Consider the following 20,793-nt stretch of genomic DNA (forward strand, 5'->3'; position numbering starts at 1 on the left):
ATTAGGAAGTGTAATAATGTCACCAATTCGAAAGTTTGAAAAACCGCTTGGAATGCGCGATACATTTCCAAAGATTTTTGAAAAGAAGGAGATTATTCGACAAACAGGACGTGAATTTCTTCGCTTAAGAGGATTTGATTTTATCCAAACGCCAACACTTGAATATTATGACACAGTTGGTAAAGCTTCTGCTATTGTTGATTCTTCGCTATTTAAACTGGTTGATAGTCAAGGGAATACATTAGTGTTGCGTCCAGATATGACAACACCTATTGCACGTGTTGCGACTTCAAAATTATTAAAAGAGAAAATTCCATTACGCTTAGCTTATTTTGCAAGTGTTTTTCGGGCACAGCAACTAGAAGGTGGTCGTCCAGCAGAATTTGAACAAATGGGCATTGAAATTATCGGAGATTCTTCCGTCTATGCAGATGCGGAAGTCATTTTAACGGCTATTCATTTGCTAAAAGCGTTAGGGATCGAAGAATTTAAGATCACAATTGGAAACGCTGGTATTTTGGATGCCATCATTAAGAAAAATGTTCAAGACGAAAAACAATTTGAGGAATTACATAGCTTATTGGTACGCAAGAATGTTGTCGGTTTTGAGGAAGCGGTCATTTCTTATCATCTACCAGTTGAAAAAGAAAAAACATTATTATCATTTATCGAAGATGCAACAGAGATGAAAAGCATCCGAGAAATTGCAAAATATTTATATGAAAAAGATGCCTTTATCTACATGGAACAGCTAGCATCGATATTGGAAATTGCAGATGCCACTTCATACATTGCGTTCGACTTTACTTTAGCAAGTCATATGAATTATTACACAGGGATGCTATTCGAAGTGTTTGCAACCGGCTCTGGTTTTCCAATTGGTAATGGTGGTAGATATGATGGTTTACTTCAAGTATTTGGAACAGAAGTTAGCGCTATTGGTTTTGGCTTACGAGTAGACCATCTATTAGAAGTGATTCCACAACAGTCTGATGAAAAAAATGAAGTACTTGTACTATTCGTAGCAACACAGTTGGCTGAAGCACTGAAAACAGCTGAAAAACTTCGGGCACAAGGAAAACGTACTACTTTGCAATCGATAGAAGGATTAGAAAATCTAGCAGCATTTGAAAATCATTTTGCTGAAATTGTACGAATTGGACAAGGGGGTAACGTCCATGAATGAGTTAACAATTGCCATGCCAAAAGGGCGTATTTTCGAGGAAGCCTATGAAATGCTGATCGAGGCTGGCTTTGAATTACCAGAGAATGTTGAAATGTCACGTAAATTAATGATTGAAATCCCACAAGAGAAAATCCGCTTTATCTTAGCAAAACCAATGGATGTGCCCACTTATGTAGAACATGGTGTGGCGGATATTGGCATCGCTGGAAAAGATGTATTGCTTGAACAAAATCGTGAAGTACATGAACTATTAGATTTGAATATTAGTAAATGTCATATTGCATCTGCGGGATTACCAAATACAGCCTTAAACGAAATTGCACCTCGTATTGCAACAAAATATCCAACCGTTGCATCGGATTACTATCGTGAAAAAGGAGAACAAGTAGAAATCATTGGACTGAATGGTTCAATCGAGTTGGCTCCGATGATCGGTCTTGCAGATCGAATCGTAGATATTGTATCCACTGGTCAAACATTAAAAGAAAATGGGCTTGTAGAATATGAATTCATCACAGATGTCTCATCAAGATTAATCGCTAATCCCGTGAGCTATCGAATGAAAAACGAACGAATTTTAGATTTAGTAAAGCGCCTCAAAAAATGTGTGAAATGAGAGAAGGATTTGCTATGAAAATAGAAGTATTAACAGATGATATTTCATTAAAAAGACCTTTGGAAAGTGGTAATGAAGAACAATTAAAAACGGTACGCCAAGTATTAAAAGATGTTCGTGAAAAAGGAGACGAGGCTGTTAAAGCATACAGTCTCAAATGGGATGGTTTTGCACCAGATAGTTTACGAGTGACACAACAGGAAATGGATGAAGCTGTCGCATCATTAGATCCTCAATTAGTACAAGATTTAACCGAAGCAGCTGCTAATATTCGTTTATATCATGAACAACAAAAACGTGAAGGGTATAAGTTGAAACTAGCAGATGGTTCTTGGTTAGGACAACGGATTTTGCCAATTGCCTCTGTCGGTTTATACGTTCCCGGCGGTTCAGCAGCTTATCCATCTTCTGTTCTAATGAACGTTATTCCAGCTCAAGTGGCTGGCGTTAAACGAATCGTACTGGCATCGCCAAGTGATAAAAACGGTCAATTACCTGCTGCTGTATTAACGGCAGCATCTATCTTAGGAATCGAAGAAATTTATAAAATGGGTGGCGCACAGGCCATTGGGGCACTGGCATATGGTACGAAAACAATTCAAGCTGTAGATAAAATTACAGGACCGGGGAATATTTTCGTGGCATTAGCGAAACGCGAAGTTTTTGGAGAAGTCGCTATCGATATGATTGCAGGACCAAGTGAAATTGCGATTATTGCAGATGAGTCAGCTTATGCGGATGAAGTTGCTGCAGATTTATTATCACAAGCAGAGCACGATCCAATGGCATGTCCAATTCTTATTACAACGAGTGAACGCTTAGCTGAAAATGTACAAATGCATGTGGAAGAACAGTTGAAATCTCTTCCTCGTGAAGCAATTGCTAGACGATCTGTGGAGAACTTTGGACATATTTATATCGCTGAATCTATTCAACAAGCAACAAAAGCGATTAATCAACTAGCACCTGAACACTTAGAAATTGTCACGGAAAATGCAGAGAAAGTCAGCGAACAAATTGATAATGCCGGAGCGATTTTTTTAGGACGCTATAGCTCTGAACCTGTTGGCGATTATTTTGCTGGAACGAACCACGTTTTACCAACGAATAGTACAGCGCGCTTTGCGAGCGGGTTAAATGTCGATGATTTCATAAAGAAAACAAATGTCGTTTACTATACAGAAAAAACATGGTCTGACAATGCACCCAAAATTGCCCGCCTAGCAAGACTCGAAGGATTAGAAGGACATGCAAGAGCAGTGGAATCAAGGGGCTGGGATAAAGGAGAGGAATAATTTGGCACGTTACGCAAAAATAGAACGTAAGACAAATGAAACACAAATTGCGATTGAAATTGATCTGGACGGTGAAGGAATAGCAACTGTTAACATAGGTGTACCGTTTATGGATCACATGCTTGACCTTTTTATGAAGCATGGTCTTTTCAATGGCCAAATCATAGCGAATGGAGATACAGAAATTGATGATCATCATACGACCGAAGATGTAGGGATCGTACTTGGTCAAGCAATCAAGGAAGCTCTTGGTGATAAAAAAGGTATCAAACGTTATGGAAATGCATTTGTACCAATGGATGATGCATTGGCGCAAGTTGTCATTGATTGTTCCAATCGTCCACATTTAGAATTTCGTGCAGAAATTCCTTCCCAAAAAGTTGGTACATTTGATACGGAACTTGTCCATGAATTTTTATGGAAATTTACATTGGAAGCACGGATGAACGTCCATGTTATCGTTCCTTATGGTCATAATACGCACCATATTATAGAAGCGATCTTTAAAGCCTTAGCGAGAGCAATAGATGATGCTGTGCAAATCGATCCACGATTGAAAGGAAAAGTACCATCAACGAAGGGGTTGTTAACATGAAAATCGGCGTAATCGATTATGGTATGGGTAATCTTTTTAGTGTTGAACAGGCTCTTAAGCGTTTAGGCTGCGATGTGCTTGTTTCCGCGGATCAAACAAGCTTGTTAGCATGTGATGCGCTTATATTGCCGGGGGTCGGTGCATTTCAGGATGCCATGAAAAGGCTTCATGATACAGGGCTTATAGCATTATTTGATAAAGTGGTAGCAACCAACAAGCCTCTTCTTGGTATTTGTCTAGGCATGCAACTGCTATTTGAAGAAAGTGAAGAAAATGGTCATTGGCAAGGATTGGGAATTTTTAAAGGGTATATCAAACAATTTTCAGGAAAAGATTCTTTAGGAAAATCCTACCGAGTACCACATATGGGGTGGAATGATTTGCAATTTGCCAAATCCCCAACATGGCTAGACCAATTACCAGAAGAACGTTATGTCTATTTTGTCCATTCTTATTTTGCAACAGAAATGGATGAGGGAGATTTAATCGCATATGCAGAGTATGGCGATGTGAGGGTCCCTGGGATTGTGCAAAAAGGGAATGTGACAGGCATGCAATTTCATCCAGAAAAGTCAGGCGAATGTGGTGTCTATTTACTCCAACATTGGCTTCATGCAGTTGAGAAGGGAGTAGCTACTTTATGAGTTCCATTCAAATTTTTCCAGCTATCGATATGAGAGGCGGCAAATGTGTTCGTCTATTCAAGGGAGACTATGCCAAAGAAACCGTTTATGCGGATTCACCTTTTGAAATGGCAAAAAGTTTTGCAGAGGCAGGCGCAAGTTATGTACATATGGTCGATTTGGATGGCGCCAAAGATGGTAAACGTGCACATGCGGATGAAGTCATTCGGGTTGCAAAGGAATTACCTCTAAAGGTTCAAATCGGCGGAGGGATTCGTTCGGAAGAAGATGTTCGTTATTATTTAGAAAATGGTGTGGATCGTGTGATCATTGGTAGTCTAGCTATCCGTGAACCAGAACTTGTAAAGGGATTTATCAAAGAGTTTGGTTCTGAACGAATTGTCATTGGTTTAGATGCTAAAGACGGTATGGTCGCAACACATGGTTGGATTGAAACTTCTGATCAATCAGCGATTGAAGTAGGGAAAGTTTTTGCAGAAGCGGGTGCAAAATATTTTATCTTTACAGATATTGCAACGGATGGAACACTAGCTGGTCCCAATATTGAAGCAAATCTATTATTAGCGCAGGCAACTGGCGCTCATATCATTGTTTCAGGTGGGATTAGTGCATTAGAAGATATTGCTAAAGTTAAAAAAGCATCACAAAGCTCAACTGTCAGCGGTGTCATCATTGGCAAAGCGTTATATGCAGGCCGTTTTACACTACAAGAGGCACTAAGGGAGGCGGAATAATGTTAACGAAACGAATTATTCCATGTCTAGATGTCAAAGAAGGCCGTGTCGTAAAGGGAGTACAATTCGTTTCTCTACGAGATGCAGGCGATCCTGTAGAATTAGCTAAATTTTACAACAAACAAGGTGCAGATGAACTTGTATTCCTTGATATCTCTGCTTCACATGAAGGACGCGAAACGATGGTTGATGTTGTGCGCAAAACAGCGACCGCACTCGCTATACCATTTACAGTAGGTGGCGGTATTCGAACATTAGAAGATATGAAGCGTTTATTGCGCGCTGGTGCTGATAAAGTATCGATCAATTCTTCTGCGATTAATCGTCCTCAACTGATCAAGGAAGGCTCTGATTATTTTGGCGCACAATGTATCGTTGTTGCCATTGATGCAAAGTGGAGTGAAGAAGATGGCACATGGATGGTTTACACACATGGAGGAAGAAATAAAACAGAAAAAAAAGCGATAGCTTGGGCAAAAGAAGCTGTTGCACTTGGTGCAGGAGAATTGCTTGTAACAAGTATGGATCAAGATGGGGAAAAGAATGGCTTCGATTTACCACTAACGAAAGCGATTCGTGAGGCCGTTAATGTGCCGATCATTGCAAGCGGTGGTGCAGGTAAAGTAGATGATTTCTATGAAGTACTACATGATATTGACGCGGATGCAGCATTGGCCGCTTCAATTTTTCACTATAAAGAAACAAGTGTTGCAGAAGTAAAAGCAAGTTTAAAACAGCGAGGAGTAGCAGTGAGATGACTGAAAATTTAAAATTTGACGAAAACGGTTTAATTGTATCAGTTGTTCAAGATGCAAGAACAAAAGAAGTATTAACGGTAGCTTATATGAATAAAGAATCTTTAGAAAAAACAATTGAGACGGGCGAAACATGGTTCTTCAGCCGCTCGAGACAAGAGCTTTGGCATAAAGGAGAAACGAGTGGAAATACGCAAAAAGTGGTTGCATTGCGTGTGGATTGTGACCAAGATGCGTTGGTAGTGGAAGTTTTACCAAAAGGTCCAGCTTGCCACAAAGGGACCGTTTCTTGCTTTAGTGAAGTGATCAAAGAAAAAGAATCATCCATAGGCTCTCTCGACATTTTAGAAACATTGAAAAATGTTATTAAAGATCGGGAAGAAAAAATGCCGGAAGGTGCCTACACAACCTACCTATTTACAGAAGGTGTAGATAAGATTTGTAAAAAGGTTGGTGAAGAAGCAACAGAAGTCGTCATTGCTTCTAAAAATCGCGATGCCGAAGAACTAAAATGGGAGGCAGCGGATTTAATTTATCACTTACTAGTACTTTTACAGGAACAAAAATTAGATTTGTACGAAGTTTTGGGTGTTTTGCAAAAACGTCATGAAAAGCACTGATTTATGATATAATGTTAGATACGATGTCTAAGGAACGTACAACAGCGTTCCTTATTATTTTTGGAGGAAAACTATAGGATATGAATAGTGAACAAAATACTCGAAAAAATGTTGTATTCTTTATTCCTAATGGTGAATTTTATTATAAAAAAGCAGTACAAGCATTGAATCGTGATCAAGTAGAAAAAGCACTTAAATATTTGAGAAGAGCGGCTGAACTTAACCCAGAGGATTCATTGATATTGTTACAATATGCCATTGTTGAATTGGAAGCGGGTCGTTTCACCCATGCGTTAGAGTTATTGAAAAAGGCAAACGAGATCGATCCAAATGAGCCTGAAATCTTGCTGTTTTTAGCGGAAGGCTCTGCTCAAGCCGGGTTTATGGTAGATGCAAAATATTTTGCAGAGGAATATTTGCGCCTTGATGAAATGGGGGAGTATGCAGATGAAGCAATGGATATTATAGACTTTGCTTCATCCGTGGAGGATGATGTTCCTTCTGACAAATCGGTGAATCAAGAAGCTGTTTATCTGCAAGAAAAGGCAAGGAAGCTGATGGAGAAGGGTAAGCTCGATGAAGCAATCGTACTTTTAGAGAATATCATTACGGACTATCCTGATTTCTGGGCAGCTTACAATAATTTATCTCTCGCCTATTTTTATAAAGGCGATTCCGAACAAGCTAGAGCCTTGTTACATCAACTATTGCAAAAAAATTTTGGAAACTTGCATGCGCTTTGTAATTTAACGGTCATGGCTTACTACGAGAAGGATGAGAAAGAATTACAAGCATTAACAGAGTTACTGGTCAAACTTTGTCCATACTCTTTTGAGCAACGCTATAAACTTGGGGCAACATTAGCATTGATCGGTCGTTATGAAGAAGCCTATAAATGGTTGAAGAGTATGAAAAAGCATGGCTTTGAGGGAGATACAGGCTATTATTTTTGGTTATCTCATGCAGCGTATTTTTTAGGCTTTGAAGAAGAAGCAAGAATGATATGGGATAAGCTACTTGAGATTGCTCCTGATAAAATAGGCTATGAACCCTGGACGATTGAGCACAATCAATTTCAAGCAGATTCAATCGAAAAAAATCGGAATTTTATTGTTGAAAAGCTAGAAAGTAAATATAGAAGCGAACGGTTATTAGGGATATTTTTATTGGGAAAATCCCCTTATCAACAAGAAATTCTTGCTCATCCCAGTTGGGTTCAGATCGATCGTTATACGCCCATCGAAAAATTATATTTAGCCTATACATTAGACCGTAATTTTCTAGATAATGATCGCACATTAAAGTCATTTCTGCGTTCAGCGGAGGTTGCCGAAATTTTGTATGGTGAGGCTAAACCGTTGCAATTGAATGATACTTTTTTGTTTCAAATGTGGTTCGTTTTATGCGAGCGTGCACTGGATAAAGATTATCCATTCAAGAATCCGAATGCGCTTGCAGCTGCAACTGAATATATGTATAAATCATCTCGTCTAAAGAATATTACCAAAAAAGAAGTAGCAGATTATTATGGCATTTCTACTGTTACATTGACAAAATATGTGAACGAATTGATACAATTTTTGCCTCTTTTTGATAAGTGATTTGTGGATTCATAAGCAGATATCTTGTCATAAACAATGGCAATCCTCTAAGATTAAAGCAAAATGAACTGATACGACTTAGGAGGAACAGACATGTCAGAAGAAAAAATTTATGATGTTGTAATTATTGGTGCTGGTCCTGCAGGCATGACTGCTGCAGTTTATGCTTCACGCAGTAATCTCTCTACTTTAATGTTAGAAAGAGGGATCCCTGGAGGACAAATGGCGAATACAGAAGAGGTTGAAAATTATCCCGGCTTTGAATCCATCTTAGGACCAGAATTATCGACCAAAATGTTCGACCATGCGAAAAAATTCGGGGCAGAATACGCTTATGGTGATGTTACTGAAATTATCGATGGGGAAGAATATAAAACCATAAAAGCTGGTTCAAAAGAATATAAGGCACGCGCTATTATCATCACTACAGGCGCAGAGTATAAAAAGATGGGGATACCCGGCGAAAAAGAACTTGGTGGTCGCGGTGTCAGCTATTGCGCTGTATGCGATGGTGCATTCTTTAAAAATCGAAATTTAATCGTTGTTGGTGGAGGAGATTCTGCGGTTGAAGAGGGAATTTATTTAACACGATTTGCAGATAAAGTAACAATCGTCCACCGTCGTGATCAATTACGCGCTCAAAAAATTATTCAAGATCGTGCGTTTGCTAATGAAAAAATAGATTTTATCTGGAACCATACGGTAAAAGAAATCCACGAAAAAGATGGGAAAGTAGGTAGTGTAACTCTTGTTTCTACTGTAGATGATACTGAACAAGAGGTCCAAGCTGATGGTGTATTTATATACATTGGCATGCTCCCATTAACAAAACCTTTTAAAGATCTAGGCATTTTAAACGAAGCTGGTTATATTCAAACGAATGCAGAAATGGAAACCGCTGTTCCGGGTATCTATGCTGCGGGTGATGTTCGTGATAAAACGTTACGCCAAATCGTTACAGCAACTGGTGATGGAAGTATCGCAGCACAAGCCGCTCAGCACTATGTGGAAGAACTAAAAGGAAAGTTTCCTGTAAAATAATTCAATTTAATAATTCTTTAATACAGTTGTTATTAACCTGCAACAAAGATTGTGTATAGTGAAGGATGTAATAACCCCTTTTAAATAGAAATATGATTAGGTTGTTTCTGTCGGTTTTCTCGACCGTAGGAAGCAGCCTCTTTTTTATCCCGCTTTAACGGGCAGGGCAGTAAGACCCCCACCTAAAAGTTTAGAGAAAAACGAGAAAGATAGGTGGGGGATCAACAGCCTGTAAAAGCTTGATTGGTTCGGGACAACAAGATGTTGATCACTCAGGTGCTGCCACAGGACGTAGAGCTTTTCACTTACGTTCCGCTAGTTCAGTGGGAAGAAGAATCCCCTAAGTGATACTTTATACCAATAGGAGAATTTGTGTTTTTAGATTATTCTTTTGGATTCAAGTAGTTGAAAACGGTATAATAAATATGATAAGAATTGTTAGAAATGGGGTGTCGTGTGTGCAAAGAATCGCCAATTTATTAGTAAAAAAAGACGACCAAGTGCTTTTGTTGAAGAAACCACGACGCGGTTGGTATGTTGCACCAGGTGGAAAGATTGAAAGCGGAGAGTCGATTTTCGAAGCCGCAAGTCGTGAATTTCGAGAAGAGACGGGCGCTACAGCCATTAAGCCACATCTAAAGGGCATTTACACAATGGTTATAAAACGTGGAGAAGAAGTGGTGAATGAATGGATGTTATTCACTTTCATAGCTGAAGATCTGCAAGGGATACCCTATAAAGAAACACGTGAAGGAGTATTAGAGTGGCACCCGATTGAAAATCTAAAACATTTACCTATGGCAGAAGGTGATCGCACGAATTTATTATTTGCAGTTGAATCAGTAGGTACACAATATGGAACTTTTACATATACAGAGGATTTCCAATTGTTAGAGGAAAAAATTCAGATGTCGTGCGAAGGGGATGGAAAGAATGCCTAGTCCACAGTCAGTGAACGAGTTAATTATCATAACGGGAATGTCTGGAGCAGGGAAAACTGTAGCTATTCAAAGTTTTGAAGATCTAGGTTTTTATTGTATAGATAATTTACCCCCAGCATTACTGCCAACTTTTTTAAATTTAATGAAAGAATCTAAAAAAGAAATTTCTCGTATTGCAGCTGTAATGGACCTACGAGGGGGAGATTTTTTCTCTTCATTAATCGATGCATTAGATCAGATCGAAAGAGAAGATCTTGTTGCCACAAAGATTTTATTTTTAGATGCTGATGACGAAACATTAGTCAGACGTTATAAGGAAACTCGCCGCTCACATCCATTGTCTGAAAATGGCTTACCTCTTATGGGGATCAAGCGTGAGCGTGAATTATTAGCAGATGTAAAGGAACGTGCCCAATTTATTTATAATACATCAAGTATGAAACCGAGAGAATTACGCCAACGAATTATTGCCCAATTTTCAGATGCGGAATCTCGTACTTTCACCGTAAATGTGATGTCATTTGGATTTAAACACGGTATGCCGATCGATGCGGATTTAGTATTTGATGTACGTTTTTTACCAAATCCATACTATATTGAGCTACTTCGTTCGAAAACCGGATTAGATGAAGAAGTTTCATCATATGTATTAAAATATGATGAAACAAGAGCTCTAATTGAAAAGTTAATGGATTTATTTGAATTTATGATACCGTTGTATCAAAAAGAAGGGAAAACACAGTTAGTCATTGCTTTTGGATGCACAGGTGGTCAACATCGTTCTGTCACTTTAGCAGAATACTTCGGTAACCACCTAGATAAATATGCACCAACAGTGATTACACATCGTGATATTGCCAAAAGAAAGGGATAACTTAATGCCAAAAAGTCAAACGAGAATAGTCATTATTGGTGGCGGTACAGGGCTTTCAACATTACTGCGGGGGTTAAAAAAATGCCCAGTAGATTTGACTGCTATTGTAACAGTTGCCGATGATGGTGGAAGTTCGGGACGGATCCGTGATGACTTTGCGATTCCGCCGCCAGGAGATATTCGAAATGTTATTGCAGCACTTTCAGAAGTGGAACCGTTAGTTGAAGAAATGTTCCAATATCGTTTTAAAGGAAAAGAAGAATTAGGTGGACATTCACTTGGAAATCTAATGTTAACAGCATTGACAGAAATAACAGGGGACTTTTCACATGCTATACGTGAGATGAGTCGTGTATTAAACGTCCATGGTAAAGTTTTACCAGCTGCCAATCAACGTATTACGTTATTAGCTGAATTAGACGATGGCACTATTGTACAAGGCGAGTCGAAAATTCCAACGTTCGACACTAAGATCAAGCGAGTATTTTTGTCACCAGCAGATGTACAGCCATTACAAGAAGCGGTCAATGCCATCTTGAATGCAGATATCATTATTATTGGACCGGGAAGCCTATACACTAGCATTTTGCCAAACCTATTGGTAGAAGGGATCAAAAATGCAGTATTAGAAGCAAAAGGGCATAAAATATATATTTGTAATCTAATGACGCAGGCAGGCGAGACCTCAAACTATACAGCTGCTGATCATGTGCAAGCGCTTTATGATCACGTTGGTGAGGATTTTATCCAAACGATACTCATCAACAAAGAGGAAGTGCCAAAAGCGATCCGGGAAGCCTATAGTAAAGAACTGGCGGAACCTGTAAAATTTGATGTGGAACGCTTAGAAAATATGGGGCTTGAAGTTGTGAAAAAAGATATTGCTACAATCCATAATGGCGTTATTCGGCATGAAACCAATAGAGTTGCTGCATGGATAGTAGAATATGCGACAAACTATCAACAAAAGAAGCAATCGTGGTCAAATTAGCGTAAAATAGATTATTGAAGAGAGGGGGAATCGAAATGTCATTTGCTTCGGAAACGAAAAAAGAACTTACTCAAGTTGAAGCAGAAGATGCGAGTTTGAAAGCAGAACTATCTGCCCTTATCCGAATGAATGGTTCTCTGTCCTTTGCTAATCACCAAATAAGTCTTGATGTGCAAACTGAAAACGCAGCGATTGCTCGTAGAATGTATACCATTATGAAAAAATTATATCAGCATCGAATTGAATTATTAGTACGTAAAAAGATGCGGCTAAAGAAAAATAATGTGTATATTTGCCGCGTGCGTGATGGAGCAAAAGAGCTATTGGAGGAATTATATATTCTTTCTGGTAATTCTTTATTCGATCATGCCATCGCAGAAGAGTTGACCGATACGGTAGATCAAAAAAGAGCATATTTACGTGGGGCCTTTTTGGCAGGTGGCTCTGTGAATAATCCTGAAACTTCTTCCTACCATTTAGAAATTTATTCTTTATATAAAGAGCATGGAGAAGCCTTAATGAGTTTAATGAATTGCTTCGAACTCAATGCCAAAACGATAGAACGCAAAAAGGGCTTTGTAACGTATTTAAAAGAAGCTGAGAAGATTTCGGATTTCTTAAGCCTTGTAGGTGCTCACCAAGCCATGCTAAAATTTGAAGATGTACGGATTGTACGAGATATGCGAAATAGTGTTAATCGTTTAGTTAATTGTGAAACGGCTAATCTGAACAAAACGATTGGTGCCGCGATTCGTCAAGTTGAAAATATCCGTTATATCGATAACATGATCGGTATCGATCAATTACCAGAAAAACTACGTGAAATCGCGCGGTTACGGGTAGAATATCAAGAAGTAACGCTAAAAGAACTTGGCGAGATGGTATCAACAGGCGTTGTGAGTAAATCAGGTGTTAATCATCGTTTACGCAAAATCGACGAAATTGCCGATGCGCTCAGAAATGGCGAAAAAATAAAAGTTTAATGATCTAGATAAAACCATGTAGGTTGTAAAAAATCATTTTTTTAAAAGGATTCAAAATAACAGATGGATTTTATCCCGCTTGAACGGGCAGTAATACACCTCTCTCAAAATTCAGCGAAAGCAAAGAAGGTAGGCGGGAGAGCAACTGCCCGTAAAAGCCCGATTGGTTCAACTAATCATCAGTGGTGGGTGAAGAAAACCCCCACTGATGAAAGTTTCACTTTATATGTTCATTTCATTCAAACTGTTCTAACTTAAAAGGGGAGGATCCATTGTGGTAGAAAAACAAGTAAAAGTCAAACTAAAATCAGGATTACAAGCGAGACAAGCGGCATTATTCGTTCAAGAAGCGAATCGTCATTCGGCTGACGTATTCCTTCAAAAAGACGATAAAAAAGTAAATGCAAAAAGTATCATGGGGATCATGAGCTTAGCGATTGCAAGAGGAACTACTATTATTTTAAGTGCAGAAGGTAATGACGAAAAACAAGTATTAGAAAAACTGGTTAAAATAATTGAAAACGAAGATTAGTTAAATAGATAAAAAGCGCTAAGGAGCAACTCGATAAGATTGTTCCTCAGCGCTTTTTTGTGTTTGAAAAATTCTGTATAGAAAATCGTTGATCATTCTCAATCGTAGTGGTACTGAAGCGATCGTTTTAAGAAAAAACTGATGGATTTAAATGTAGTAGAGGATTAAGAAGTGCTTACTATTCGTCTGGAAAATTTATTCTAATAAGAGAAGAAGAAAAATAATTTGACTAATGCATAAAATATATTTGAATAGTTATTTAACATTTTAAACATATATTTTATATTATTGCACTGAACAAATATTGAACAAAAAATAAACATAATCTAAACAGTATGATGCTTTTTAAATATTTATATATCAATGAATGTGATATTTTCGTGAATTCGAATTTTTTTTTGAAAATGATAGAAAAGTAATGGTGTGAGTTAGTGTATTTGTAATACATTTAATATTTTAAAATAATAAAATAAGAAGGAAATAAAATAGAGTATTCGAGTTTCTAGGTATAATTCAATAAAAGTATGATGAAAAAGAAAAATATATCCCATTTTTTGTTATACAAAAGATAGTTTGTTGCTGAATTTTATATACGAGATACAAATAAGCGAATTTTAAAAACGAATAATAAAACTCTTTTTATATCAAAAAAATATCTTTTAACATACATATAAGTCAATAAAGTATTATATGAATAGTTCTATTATAATACATAAGGATAAGGGAGAATTTGAAAGAATATATTGATGGTGATATATTCCCAATGAAAAAGATTTGGAATTAATGGGAGTAAAAAATTTTTTTCAAATCTTATGAAATAAGCTGATCGGAGGGATAAAACATTGAAAAACTAAATAGAAGATGTTCGATTTCCCTTTGCGATTTTAGCTTAAACAAGTTAATAGAAAGGGGAAATGACATACGTGAAGAAAAAACTAAGTGCAACACTGATGGCCTTCATGCTCGTGCTCCAAGTACTTTCTTCTGGATTCTTGATGCCTATGAGTGCGTTTGCGGCAACAAACGATAATACCGCAACCACTCAAACAGACACCAAAACCCAAGTTGGTACAGAAGCGGATAACACCAAAGAATCCACACCAACCAATGCAACTGCTCAGGATGAAGATAGTAGTAAGGCTGTGGAGGAAGAAGCTAAGCAGGCAGTGGACTCACTGTTCACAAACAACCAATACACAGCCCTTGCAAAAGATGTTACGGAATGGCATATCAACACAGTAGAAGTAACCGTCCACAAAGTAACAAACGACCAAGTCAAACAAGACTTACAACACAAAGTCGACTTGGCAAGAGCTTTCGTAGCGGTGAATGCCCTATTCACCCCAACAAAGGATCAACTGGCTAAAGGTGTAACACAGGCTGCCATTGATGCGGCTGATGCGAAAGTTAAGCAAGTAGATTCATCACTTGTAGCAGGAAAAGCTGCATTAACACAACTCATTGCACAAGCTTCAAAACTTGCGAAAAATGAGGGTGCAGAAGAAAAGGCAAAAGCTGCTGAGGATAAAGTAGAGAAATCTGATGAAAGTACCAAAGCTAAATTGCAAACAAAAGCTTTGAAAAAACTGGCAATCAGTTCATCTTTAGCTGATTATATTACAGATATTCAATTAACTTCTGGAATTGATTCAGCAGATCCATTGCCAACTGATCATCAATTTAAAATTACAGATGATTTTGGTGTATTAGTGAGTTTTGAATTTCCTGAAGCAGTCCCAGCTGGAACTGAATTTACTTATACCCTTCCAACTGGAACGTATGTCAAACAGGGAGATAGTACTGATGTAACTTTAGCAACAGATGTAACGGGTGATCTATCTTGGAATACAGATGGTACTGTAAAACTTAAAGTAAATCAAGATGTTCCAGCAGGTTCATCTGGTGGTCTAGTATTCCGAAGCTGGTTTGCTGAAAGTATAGATGAGACTCCTTATACTATTCACTACCCTATTCAAGGTGGTGCAACAAAAGATGTTGATGTACAGTTGCAAGAAGCACCAAAACCAGCTCCAGCTATGAGTAAAACAGCGGATAATGGTGGAAAATCATTTGATACCAAGGAAATTCAATATAAAATCATATTTTCTGGAGTAGAAAATGCTGCGAAACTATTGGATGAACTGCCAGCAGGTTTATCAAAGGACTCCATTGTTTCGGTTAAAAAATATGACTACAACAAGTTTACAGGAGAATTTAGTACAGAGCCTTTTGATGATAAAGCGAATTGGGAAGATAATGGTACAGGTACAACATACTCTTTACAACGTACAGGTGGTATTACATCCGATAAGTATGAAATTGTCTTGAAAACAACAGTAGATGATACGAATGCATATGGTGATGGTAGTGGCTTACCAAATACCATTGAAGCTAATACAGCTAAAATGGTAAAATCAGATGATTCAACGATTTTAGAGAAATCTTCAGGGAAAGTCACAATAAAACACAATGTACCTTATGTAAAAAAACAGGTAGCATATGACTCTAGTACTCAAACTGTTACTTGGCAAATTCAATACAATATTAACGAGCGTGACTTAGTTGCACAAACCATTGTTGATACCTTTAATACAGGATTTACTTTTGGGGATTTAAAAATATACAATGCAACTTTAACGACAAATGGTGATGGTAGTGCACATGTTGAGAAAGGGGCAGAAGTAGACATAAGTGCTTCTGGTTTTACAGTGGAATCACAAATTCCTAATCCTACTGATAGCAATAAACAACAAGTAAGCATCTCTGTACCAGCAACAAATAAAGCTTATGTCATTGAATATACGACAACAGCTGATGATGTCATAACAGGTGGCGACATTACCAATACAGCCACTATTGGCAGCGTTTGGACAACTACTAATACGGCTAGCTTGTCTTTATACAACACGGCAGGTGTTAAATCAACTGTTCCAGATGGTGTTGACTATGTCAATAAAACAGCTGATTGGAAAATCACATTAAATACAGCTACAAATGTAGGTAATCTAAAAGGTGTCACAGTAACGGATACGTATGTTACAGGAAATCTAACACTTGATGAAAGTAGTATTCAAGTAGATGGTCAGCCATTAGCAACATATGATTCAGGTGCAACTGTTACTAAAACAAAAGATGGAGCTGACAAAGAAATTGGATTTACGATTCAGTTTTCAGCAAGTAAAGAAATCGAACCTAACACCGAGATTACTTATACAACAGGGTATAATCTTGTAGGAGCAGGTACAACACTTAAAAATAGTGCAGCGATTGATTATACAACAGCTAAAGATGTAACAAAAACAGATGTTTCAATTGGCTCATCTCAATATAATTTGACACCAGAAGCAGATACGGATGGGAATAAATCGGGTGTATACAATCCAAAAACGAAGGAAATTACATGGACTGTAAATGTCAATTACTACGCGAACTCGGTTACAAATCCTGTGTTAATAGATACAATTGATGGTGATCAAAACTATGTTGCTGGTAGCTTAAAAATATACGATGCTAGTGTTGATTCCAAAACAGGTGTTATTAGTCGAGGAAATGATGTAACTAGTGATTGGACACCTTCAGGATTTGAAGATACAAGTAAGGAATTTACTTTATCAAAAGCAGGTACCATTAATAGTGCTTACCAAATTGTATATAAGACAAAAGTAAACACAGATTTAATTCACGCTGCATCTACGTATACGAATACAGCAAAATTTAAAGGGGATAATACGTCTCAAATAATACTAGATTCTACGCCAACAGGTTTAAATTATGGCGATGAAGTAGTTGAAAAAGAATATACAGACCGTACGGGAAAGGTACAACATAATTGGAAAGTACTTATTAACCGTTCACAATCCAATTTAAATAACGTAAAAATAGAAGATAGTGCGACAGGTGATATGGCTCTTAAATTAGATTCATTTAAGTTGACAAGAACCGATTATACTGACGATGAACATCCTACTACTTCAAGCTCAACAGATATTACGATTACACAACAAGCTACTGCTCCAACTAGTGTAGCTGAAGATACAGCGATTCTTGTACCAAACGAGGATGGTAAAAGCTTTTCATTATATTTAGGAGACATTACGCGTAGCTATACATTAACGTATTCTTCCAATTATACGGGAGATCCGAAAGCTGAGCTTAACTTTCCAACGAATACAGCAGAAATTTCTGCAACAGATTTAAATGCATCTGTAAAAGAAAGTGGTTATACTTTAACAAAAGCTCAAATTGGCTATTCTACAGCATTAGCTTGGTTAAATTATCAACCAAAACTCAAAATTCATAAAATTGCTGCTCAATCATCAAATGGTGTAGACGTGAAAGTTCAAGATTTAAGCGGCATTACTTTTAAATTATATGATGAATTGAATAATCCTGTTGATACAGCCACAACGGATCTTAATGGTGAAGTAACGTTTACAAAAACACTTCCTGCAGGCTATTATTACTTAGCAGAAGAAAACCAACTAGATGGATATAAAACATTTGGGGATGGTTACACAGGTGATGGATATGCAAGTGGATATGTAAGTAATCAAGATACTTCGACTCCATTAACCAAAAACATTAATGGAAAATCGGCTATTCGTGTAGCGATTTCAGGGGATACTGTTAATCCATTGATTCCTAATCAAGTTGATTTAACTGTTAAGAACTATTTACAAACACCTACAGGCTGTTCAACAACCTTCATCAACAAAGATGGAGAAACAGTTCTTCAAGGTTCAGAGTATAAAATAACTGATAAAAATGGAAACACAGTAGTTGAAAATATCAAAGCGGGTAGTGATGGTAAGATTGTAACACCACAATTACCAGCCGGAGACTACACATTAGTTCAAACAAAACTTCCAGATGGTGGCTATGATACTTTTGCTAAACCTACAGACTTTAAAGTAACTGAAGGAAGTTGTGTAACAGATATCGTTGTTAAAAACTCAAAACTATGTAACACAGTGACGGTGAATTTCAATGCTGTTGATCCAAGTGATATGGCAGGATTCCGGAACGGCTCTAAACTCAAAGTAGTGGATAGTAATGGCGATATAGCAAAAGATAAAGATAATAATGAGTTAAAAGATTTAACACTTGATTCAGACAATAAACTAACATTTAATAAGCTTCCAGATGGTGAATACAAGATTATTCAAACAGATACACCGAATGGCTATGTCAAGATTGATGATATTTCATTCAACACAACTGATTTTGATGATGCATGTCAAAAAATAATACCCGTTACAATTGAAAAATGCGACACCTTCGCCAATTTCGAAGTAGTCGGTGCAACAGGTCAACAAGCCACAGATTTGGCAAACCAAGCTGAATTTAAAGTAGTTGATTCAAATGGTGATGATGTAGCAGGGGCAACAGGTATTAAAGTGGTTGATGGAAAAGTAAATGTTCCCGACTTAAGCCCAGGTACTTATAAACTAATACAAACAAAAGCACCAGCTGGATATTATGCTGCAAGTCCTCAAGAATTTGTTGTGTCAACAGATACTTGTACTTCATTAATTCCAGTGAAAAACTACCCAATCCCACCAACACCGACTTGTCCGATCGAATTCAACGTAGTGGATTCAAAAACGAACAATGGTATTGGAAATGCTACATTCGAGATAAAACAAAATGGTGTGACCGTTGCGACTGTAACAAGTGATGCGTCTGGGAAGGTTTCATTGCCCACATTGACAGTTGGCGATTATCAACTTGTTCAAACATCATCGAAAGTTGGTTATGAATATAGCAAAGAGCCGATTTCATTCTCAGTGAAAAATGATAACGGAACATGTACTGTAACGATCTCAACGGTGAAAAATGATCCAAAAACATGTCCTGTAGATATTACAGTGATCGATGCAGATGTTACGAATATCAAGGTAGCAGGTGCGACATTTACCATTAAAGATAAAGATGGAAAAGTCGTTGCTGAAAATGTGACTTCTGATAAAGATGGAAAAATCATTGTAAAAGGGCTTGTAGCAGGTGATTATACATTAGTACAAACTTCTGTACCAAATGGTTATGAGAAATCTGCGGATGTTTCATTCACTGTGAAAACAAAAGAAGATGGTACATGTGAAAACACAGTAGTGGTTGTTAAAAATGTACCAAAACAATGTGATGTTGTCTTTATCAATAAAGATGAAGAAACAGGAAAAGTTGTCAAAGGTTCTTCTACTTTTGTTGTAAAAGATCAAGATGGCAAAACAGTGACTACTGTGACTTCAGATAGTAACGGTAAAATTACGGTTGCTCATCTAAAACCAGGTACTTACGAATTAGTTCAACAAAAAGCGCCATCGGGTTATGAAGAACAGTCAGGAACGATCACATTTACTGTGAAAAAAGGCGAATGTGGTCCAAATATCGTCATTGATAATGTGAAAGTGGATGAGCCGAAAGATCCTAAAAATGATAACAACAAAGGAAATGGCAAAACACCAAACAAAAACAAGGACGAAGACACAACATCTCCTAACAATAACAAAGCATCAAAAAGCGGCAACAATAGTGCTACTTTCAAAGTAACAGATAAAGACCATGCTCATAAATATAAAGATGATGTCTATAAATTGGTTGACGAAAACGGTAAAACCATTGCAAGTGGTTTGAAAGTCAACAAAGATGGCAACATCGTGGTGGAAGGACTTCCTGATGGTGATTATCACTTAGTAAAATTACCTCAAACAGGAGTTCAAAACTCTTTATATGCAAGCTTAATGGGACTTGTATTAGTTCTTTTAGGTGGTTACGCTATTTATCGAGGTCGCCGTAAAAAGAGTATAATGTAATTTCGAAGCGGTTCCCCTTTGGGAGAGCCGCTTTTTTCATTTTAGAAGAAAAAAGACCGATTTCTTGAAATTCATAGTGCTTGAAATTATTCATCTACGGAAGGAGAAGTTCTATCCATGGAAAGAGGTAGTCCATCCACGGAAGGAAGGGTTCCATCCACGGGAGAAGAGACCCAATCCACGGAAGGAGGGGTTCCATCCACGGAAGAAGAGACCCAATCCACGGAAGGAGGGGTTCCATCCACGGAAGAAGAGACCCAATCCACGGAAGGAGGGGTTCCATCCACGGAAGAAGAGACCCAATCCACGGAAAACGCCTTCCAATCCATGGAAGACCCTATTCAATCCACGAAACAACAAATTGTATCCACGTTTAAAACTATTTACGTCTTCCTTTCCATCTCCTTCCTCTCTTTTATACCTTCTCTCCTTTTCTTCTCCCATAACCAATCTAAAAGAACTCACTCGATTTTCTTCTAAAGATTGTTCCATGCAACTGTCAAAACCAATGATCATTTTAACTATCCAAAATAACTTTTCATATAAAACTCTGTACAAAAAGCCTTTCACGCA

Annotated in this window: 17 protein-coding genes; all 17 read left to right on the forward strand. The window is 37.6% G+C overall.

Going from position 1 to position 20,793, the window contains the following annotated elements; translation table 11 throughout:
- Positions 1 to 16: 16 nt before the first annotated feature.
- The 17 genes from FEU33_RS00725 (at position 17) to FEU33_RS00810 (ending at position 20,700) form a co-directional block, all read left to right on the forward strand.
- Positions 17 to 1,186 carry an ATP phosphoribosyltransferase regulatory subunit gene (locus FEU33_RS00725; protein WP_146547552.1) on the forward strand — a complete coding sequence of 390 codons (1,170 nt, stop codon included), beginning with the start codon at positions 17 to 19 and terminating at the stop codon, positions 1,184 to 1,186.
- Complete coding sequence (gene hisG, locus FEU33_RS00730) at positions 1,179 to 1,802, forward strand: ATP phosphoribosyltransferase (protein ID WP_146547553.1); 624 nt, start codon at positions 1,179 to 1,181, stop codon at positions 1,800 to 1,802. Before FEU33_RS00725 ends, hisG begins: the two co-directional genes overlap by 8 nt.
- 14 nt (positions 1,803 to 1,816) lie before the next feature.
- On the forward strand, positions 1,817 to 3,097 hold the full coding sequence (gene hisD / locus FEU33_RS00735; RefSeq protein WP_146547554.1) for a histidinol dehydrogenase: 1,281 nt from the start codon (positions 1,817 to 1,819) through the stop codon (positions 3,095 to 3,097).
- A gap of 1 nt (position 3,098) precedes the next feature.
- Positions 3,099 to 3,692, forward strand: coding sequence for an imidazoleglycerol-phosphate dehydratase HisB (gene hisB / locus FEU33_RS00740; RefSeq protein WP_146547555.1), 594 nt, complete (start codon positions 3,099 to 3,101; stop codon positions 3,690 to 3,692).
- Positions 3,689 to 4,336, forward strand: coding sequence for an imidazole glycerol phosphate synthase subunit HisH (hisH, locus tag FEU33_RS00745; protein WP_146547556.1), 648 nt, complete (start codon positions 3,689 to 3,691; stop codon positions 4,334 to 4,336). Before hisB ends, hisH begins: the two co-directional genes overlap by 4 nt.
- Positions 4,333 to 5,070, forward strand: a complete 738-nt coding sequence (gene hisA, locus FEU33_RS00750) for a 1-(5-phosphoribosyl)-5-[(5-phosphoribosylamino)methylideneamino]imidazole-4-carboxamide isomerase (RefSeq protein WP_146547557.1) — start codon at positions 4,333 to 4,335, stop codon at positions 5,068 to 5,070. Before hisH ends, hisA begins: the two co-directional genes overlap by 4 nt.
- Positions 5,070 to 5,828 carry an imidazole glycerol phosphate synthase subunit HisF gene (gene hisF, locus FEU33_RS00755; RefSeq protein ID WP_146547558.1) on the forward strand — a complete coding sequence of 253 codons (759 nt, stop codon included), beginning with the start codon at positions 5,070 to 5,072 and terminating at the stop codon, positions 5,826 to 5,828. Before hisA ends, hisF begins: the two co-directional genes overlap by 1 nt.
- Positions 5,825 to 6,445, forward strand: coding sequence for a bifunctional phosphoribosyl-AMP cyclohydrolase/phosphoribosyl-ATP diphosphatase HisIE (gene hisIE / locus FEU33_RS00760; protein WP_146547559.1), 621 nt, complete (start codon positions 5,825 to 5,827; stop codon positions 6,443 to 6,445). Before hisF ends, hisIE begins: the two co-directional genes overlap by 4 nt.
- Positions 6,446 to 6,525: 80 nt before the next feature.
- Positions 6,526 to 8,046 (forward strand): tetratricopeptide repeat protein, encoded by a 1,521-nt coding sequence (locus FEU33_RS00765; protein WP_146547560.1) that lies wholly within the window; start codon positions 6,526 to 6,528, stop codon positions 8,044 to 8,046.
- A 93-nt stretch (positions 8,047 to 8,139) separates the two neighbouring features.
- Positions 8,140 to 9,087 (forward strand): thioredoxin-disulfide reductase, encoded by a 948-nt coding sequence (trxB, locus tag FEU33_RS00770; protein WP_146547561.1) that lies wholly within the window; start codon positions 8,140 to 8,142, stop codon positions 9,085 to 9,087.
- A gap of 458 nt (positions 9,088 to 9,545) precedes the next feature.
- Positions 9,546 to 10,028, forward strand: coding sequence for an 8-oxo-dGTP diphosphatase (locus tag FEU33_RS00775; RefSeq protein ID WP_146547562.1), 483 nt, complete (start codon positions 9,546 to 9,548; stop codon positions 10,026 to 10,028).
- Positions 10,021 to 10,902, forward strand: a complete 882-nt coding sequence (gene rapZ, locus FEU33_RS00780) for an RNase adapter RapZ (RefSeq protein WP_146547563.1) — start codon at positions 10,021 to 10,023, stop codon at positions 10,900 to 10,902. Before FEU33_RS00775 ends, rapZ begins: the two co-directional genes overlap by 8 nt.
- A gap of 4 nt (positions 10,903 to 10,906) precedes the next feature.
- Positions 10,907 to 11,893: a gluconeogenesis factor YvcK family protein gene (locus FEU33_RS00785; protein WP_146547564.1), complete on the forward strand. Its 987-nt coding sequence runs from the start codon at positions 10,907 to 10,909 to the stop codon at positions 11,891 to 11,893.
- Between the two features lie 35 nt (positions 11,894 to 11,928).
- A complete protein-coding gene (gene whiA / locus FEU33_RS00790) occupies positions 11,929 to 12,876 on the forward strand; it encodes a DNA-binding protein WhiA (protein ID WP_146547565.1) in 948 nt (315 codons plus the stop codon).
- Positions 12,877 to 13,150: 274 nt separating this feature from the next.
- Complete coding sequence (locus FEU33_RS00800) at positions 13,151 to 13,408, forward strand: HPr family phosphocarrier protein (RefSeq protein ID WP_146547567.1); 258 nt, start codon at positions 13,151 to 13,153, stop codon at positions 13,406 to 13,408.
- A 923-nt stretch (positions 13,409 to 14,331) separates the two neighbouring features.
- The gene (locus tag FEU33_RS00805; RefSeq protein ID WP_186731275.1) at positions 14,332 to 20,220 is read left to right on the forward strand and encodes a SpaA isopeptide-forming pilin-related protein; all 5,889 of its coding nucleotides are present in this window, start codon (positions 14,332 to 14,334) and stop codon (positions 20,218 to 20,220) included.
- A 117-nt stretch (positions 20,221 to 20,337) separates the two neighbouring features.
- A complete protein-coding gene (locus tag FEU33_RS00810) occupies positions 20,338 to 20,700 on the forward strand; it encodes a hypothetical protein (protein WP_146547569.1) in 363 nt (120 codons plus the stop codon).
- The last annotated feature ends 93 nt before the right edge of the window (positions 20,701 to 20,793 follow it).

It is taken from the genome of Rummeliibacillus suwonensis (genome assembly GCF_007896435.1).
Lineage (GTDB): Bacteria > Bacillota > Bacilli > Bacillales_A > Planococcaceae > Rummeliibacillus > Rummeliibacillus suwonensis.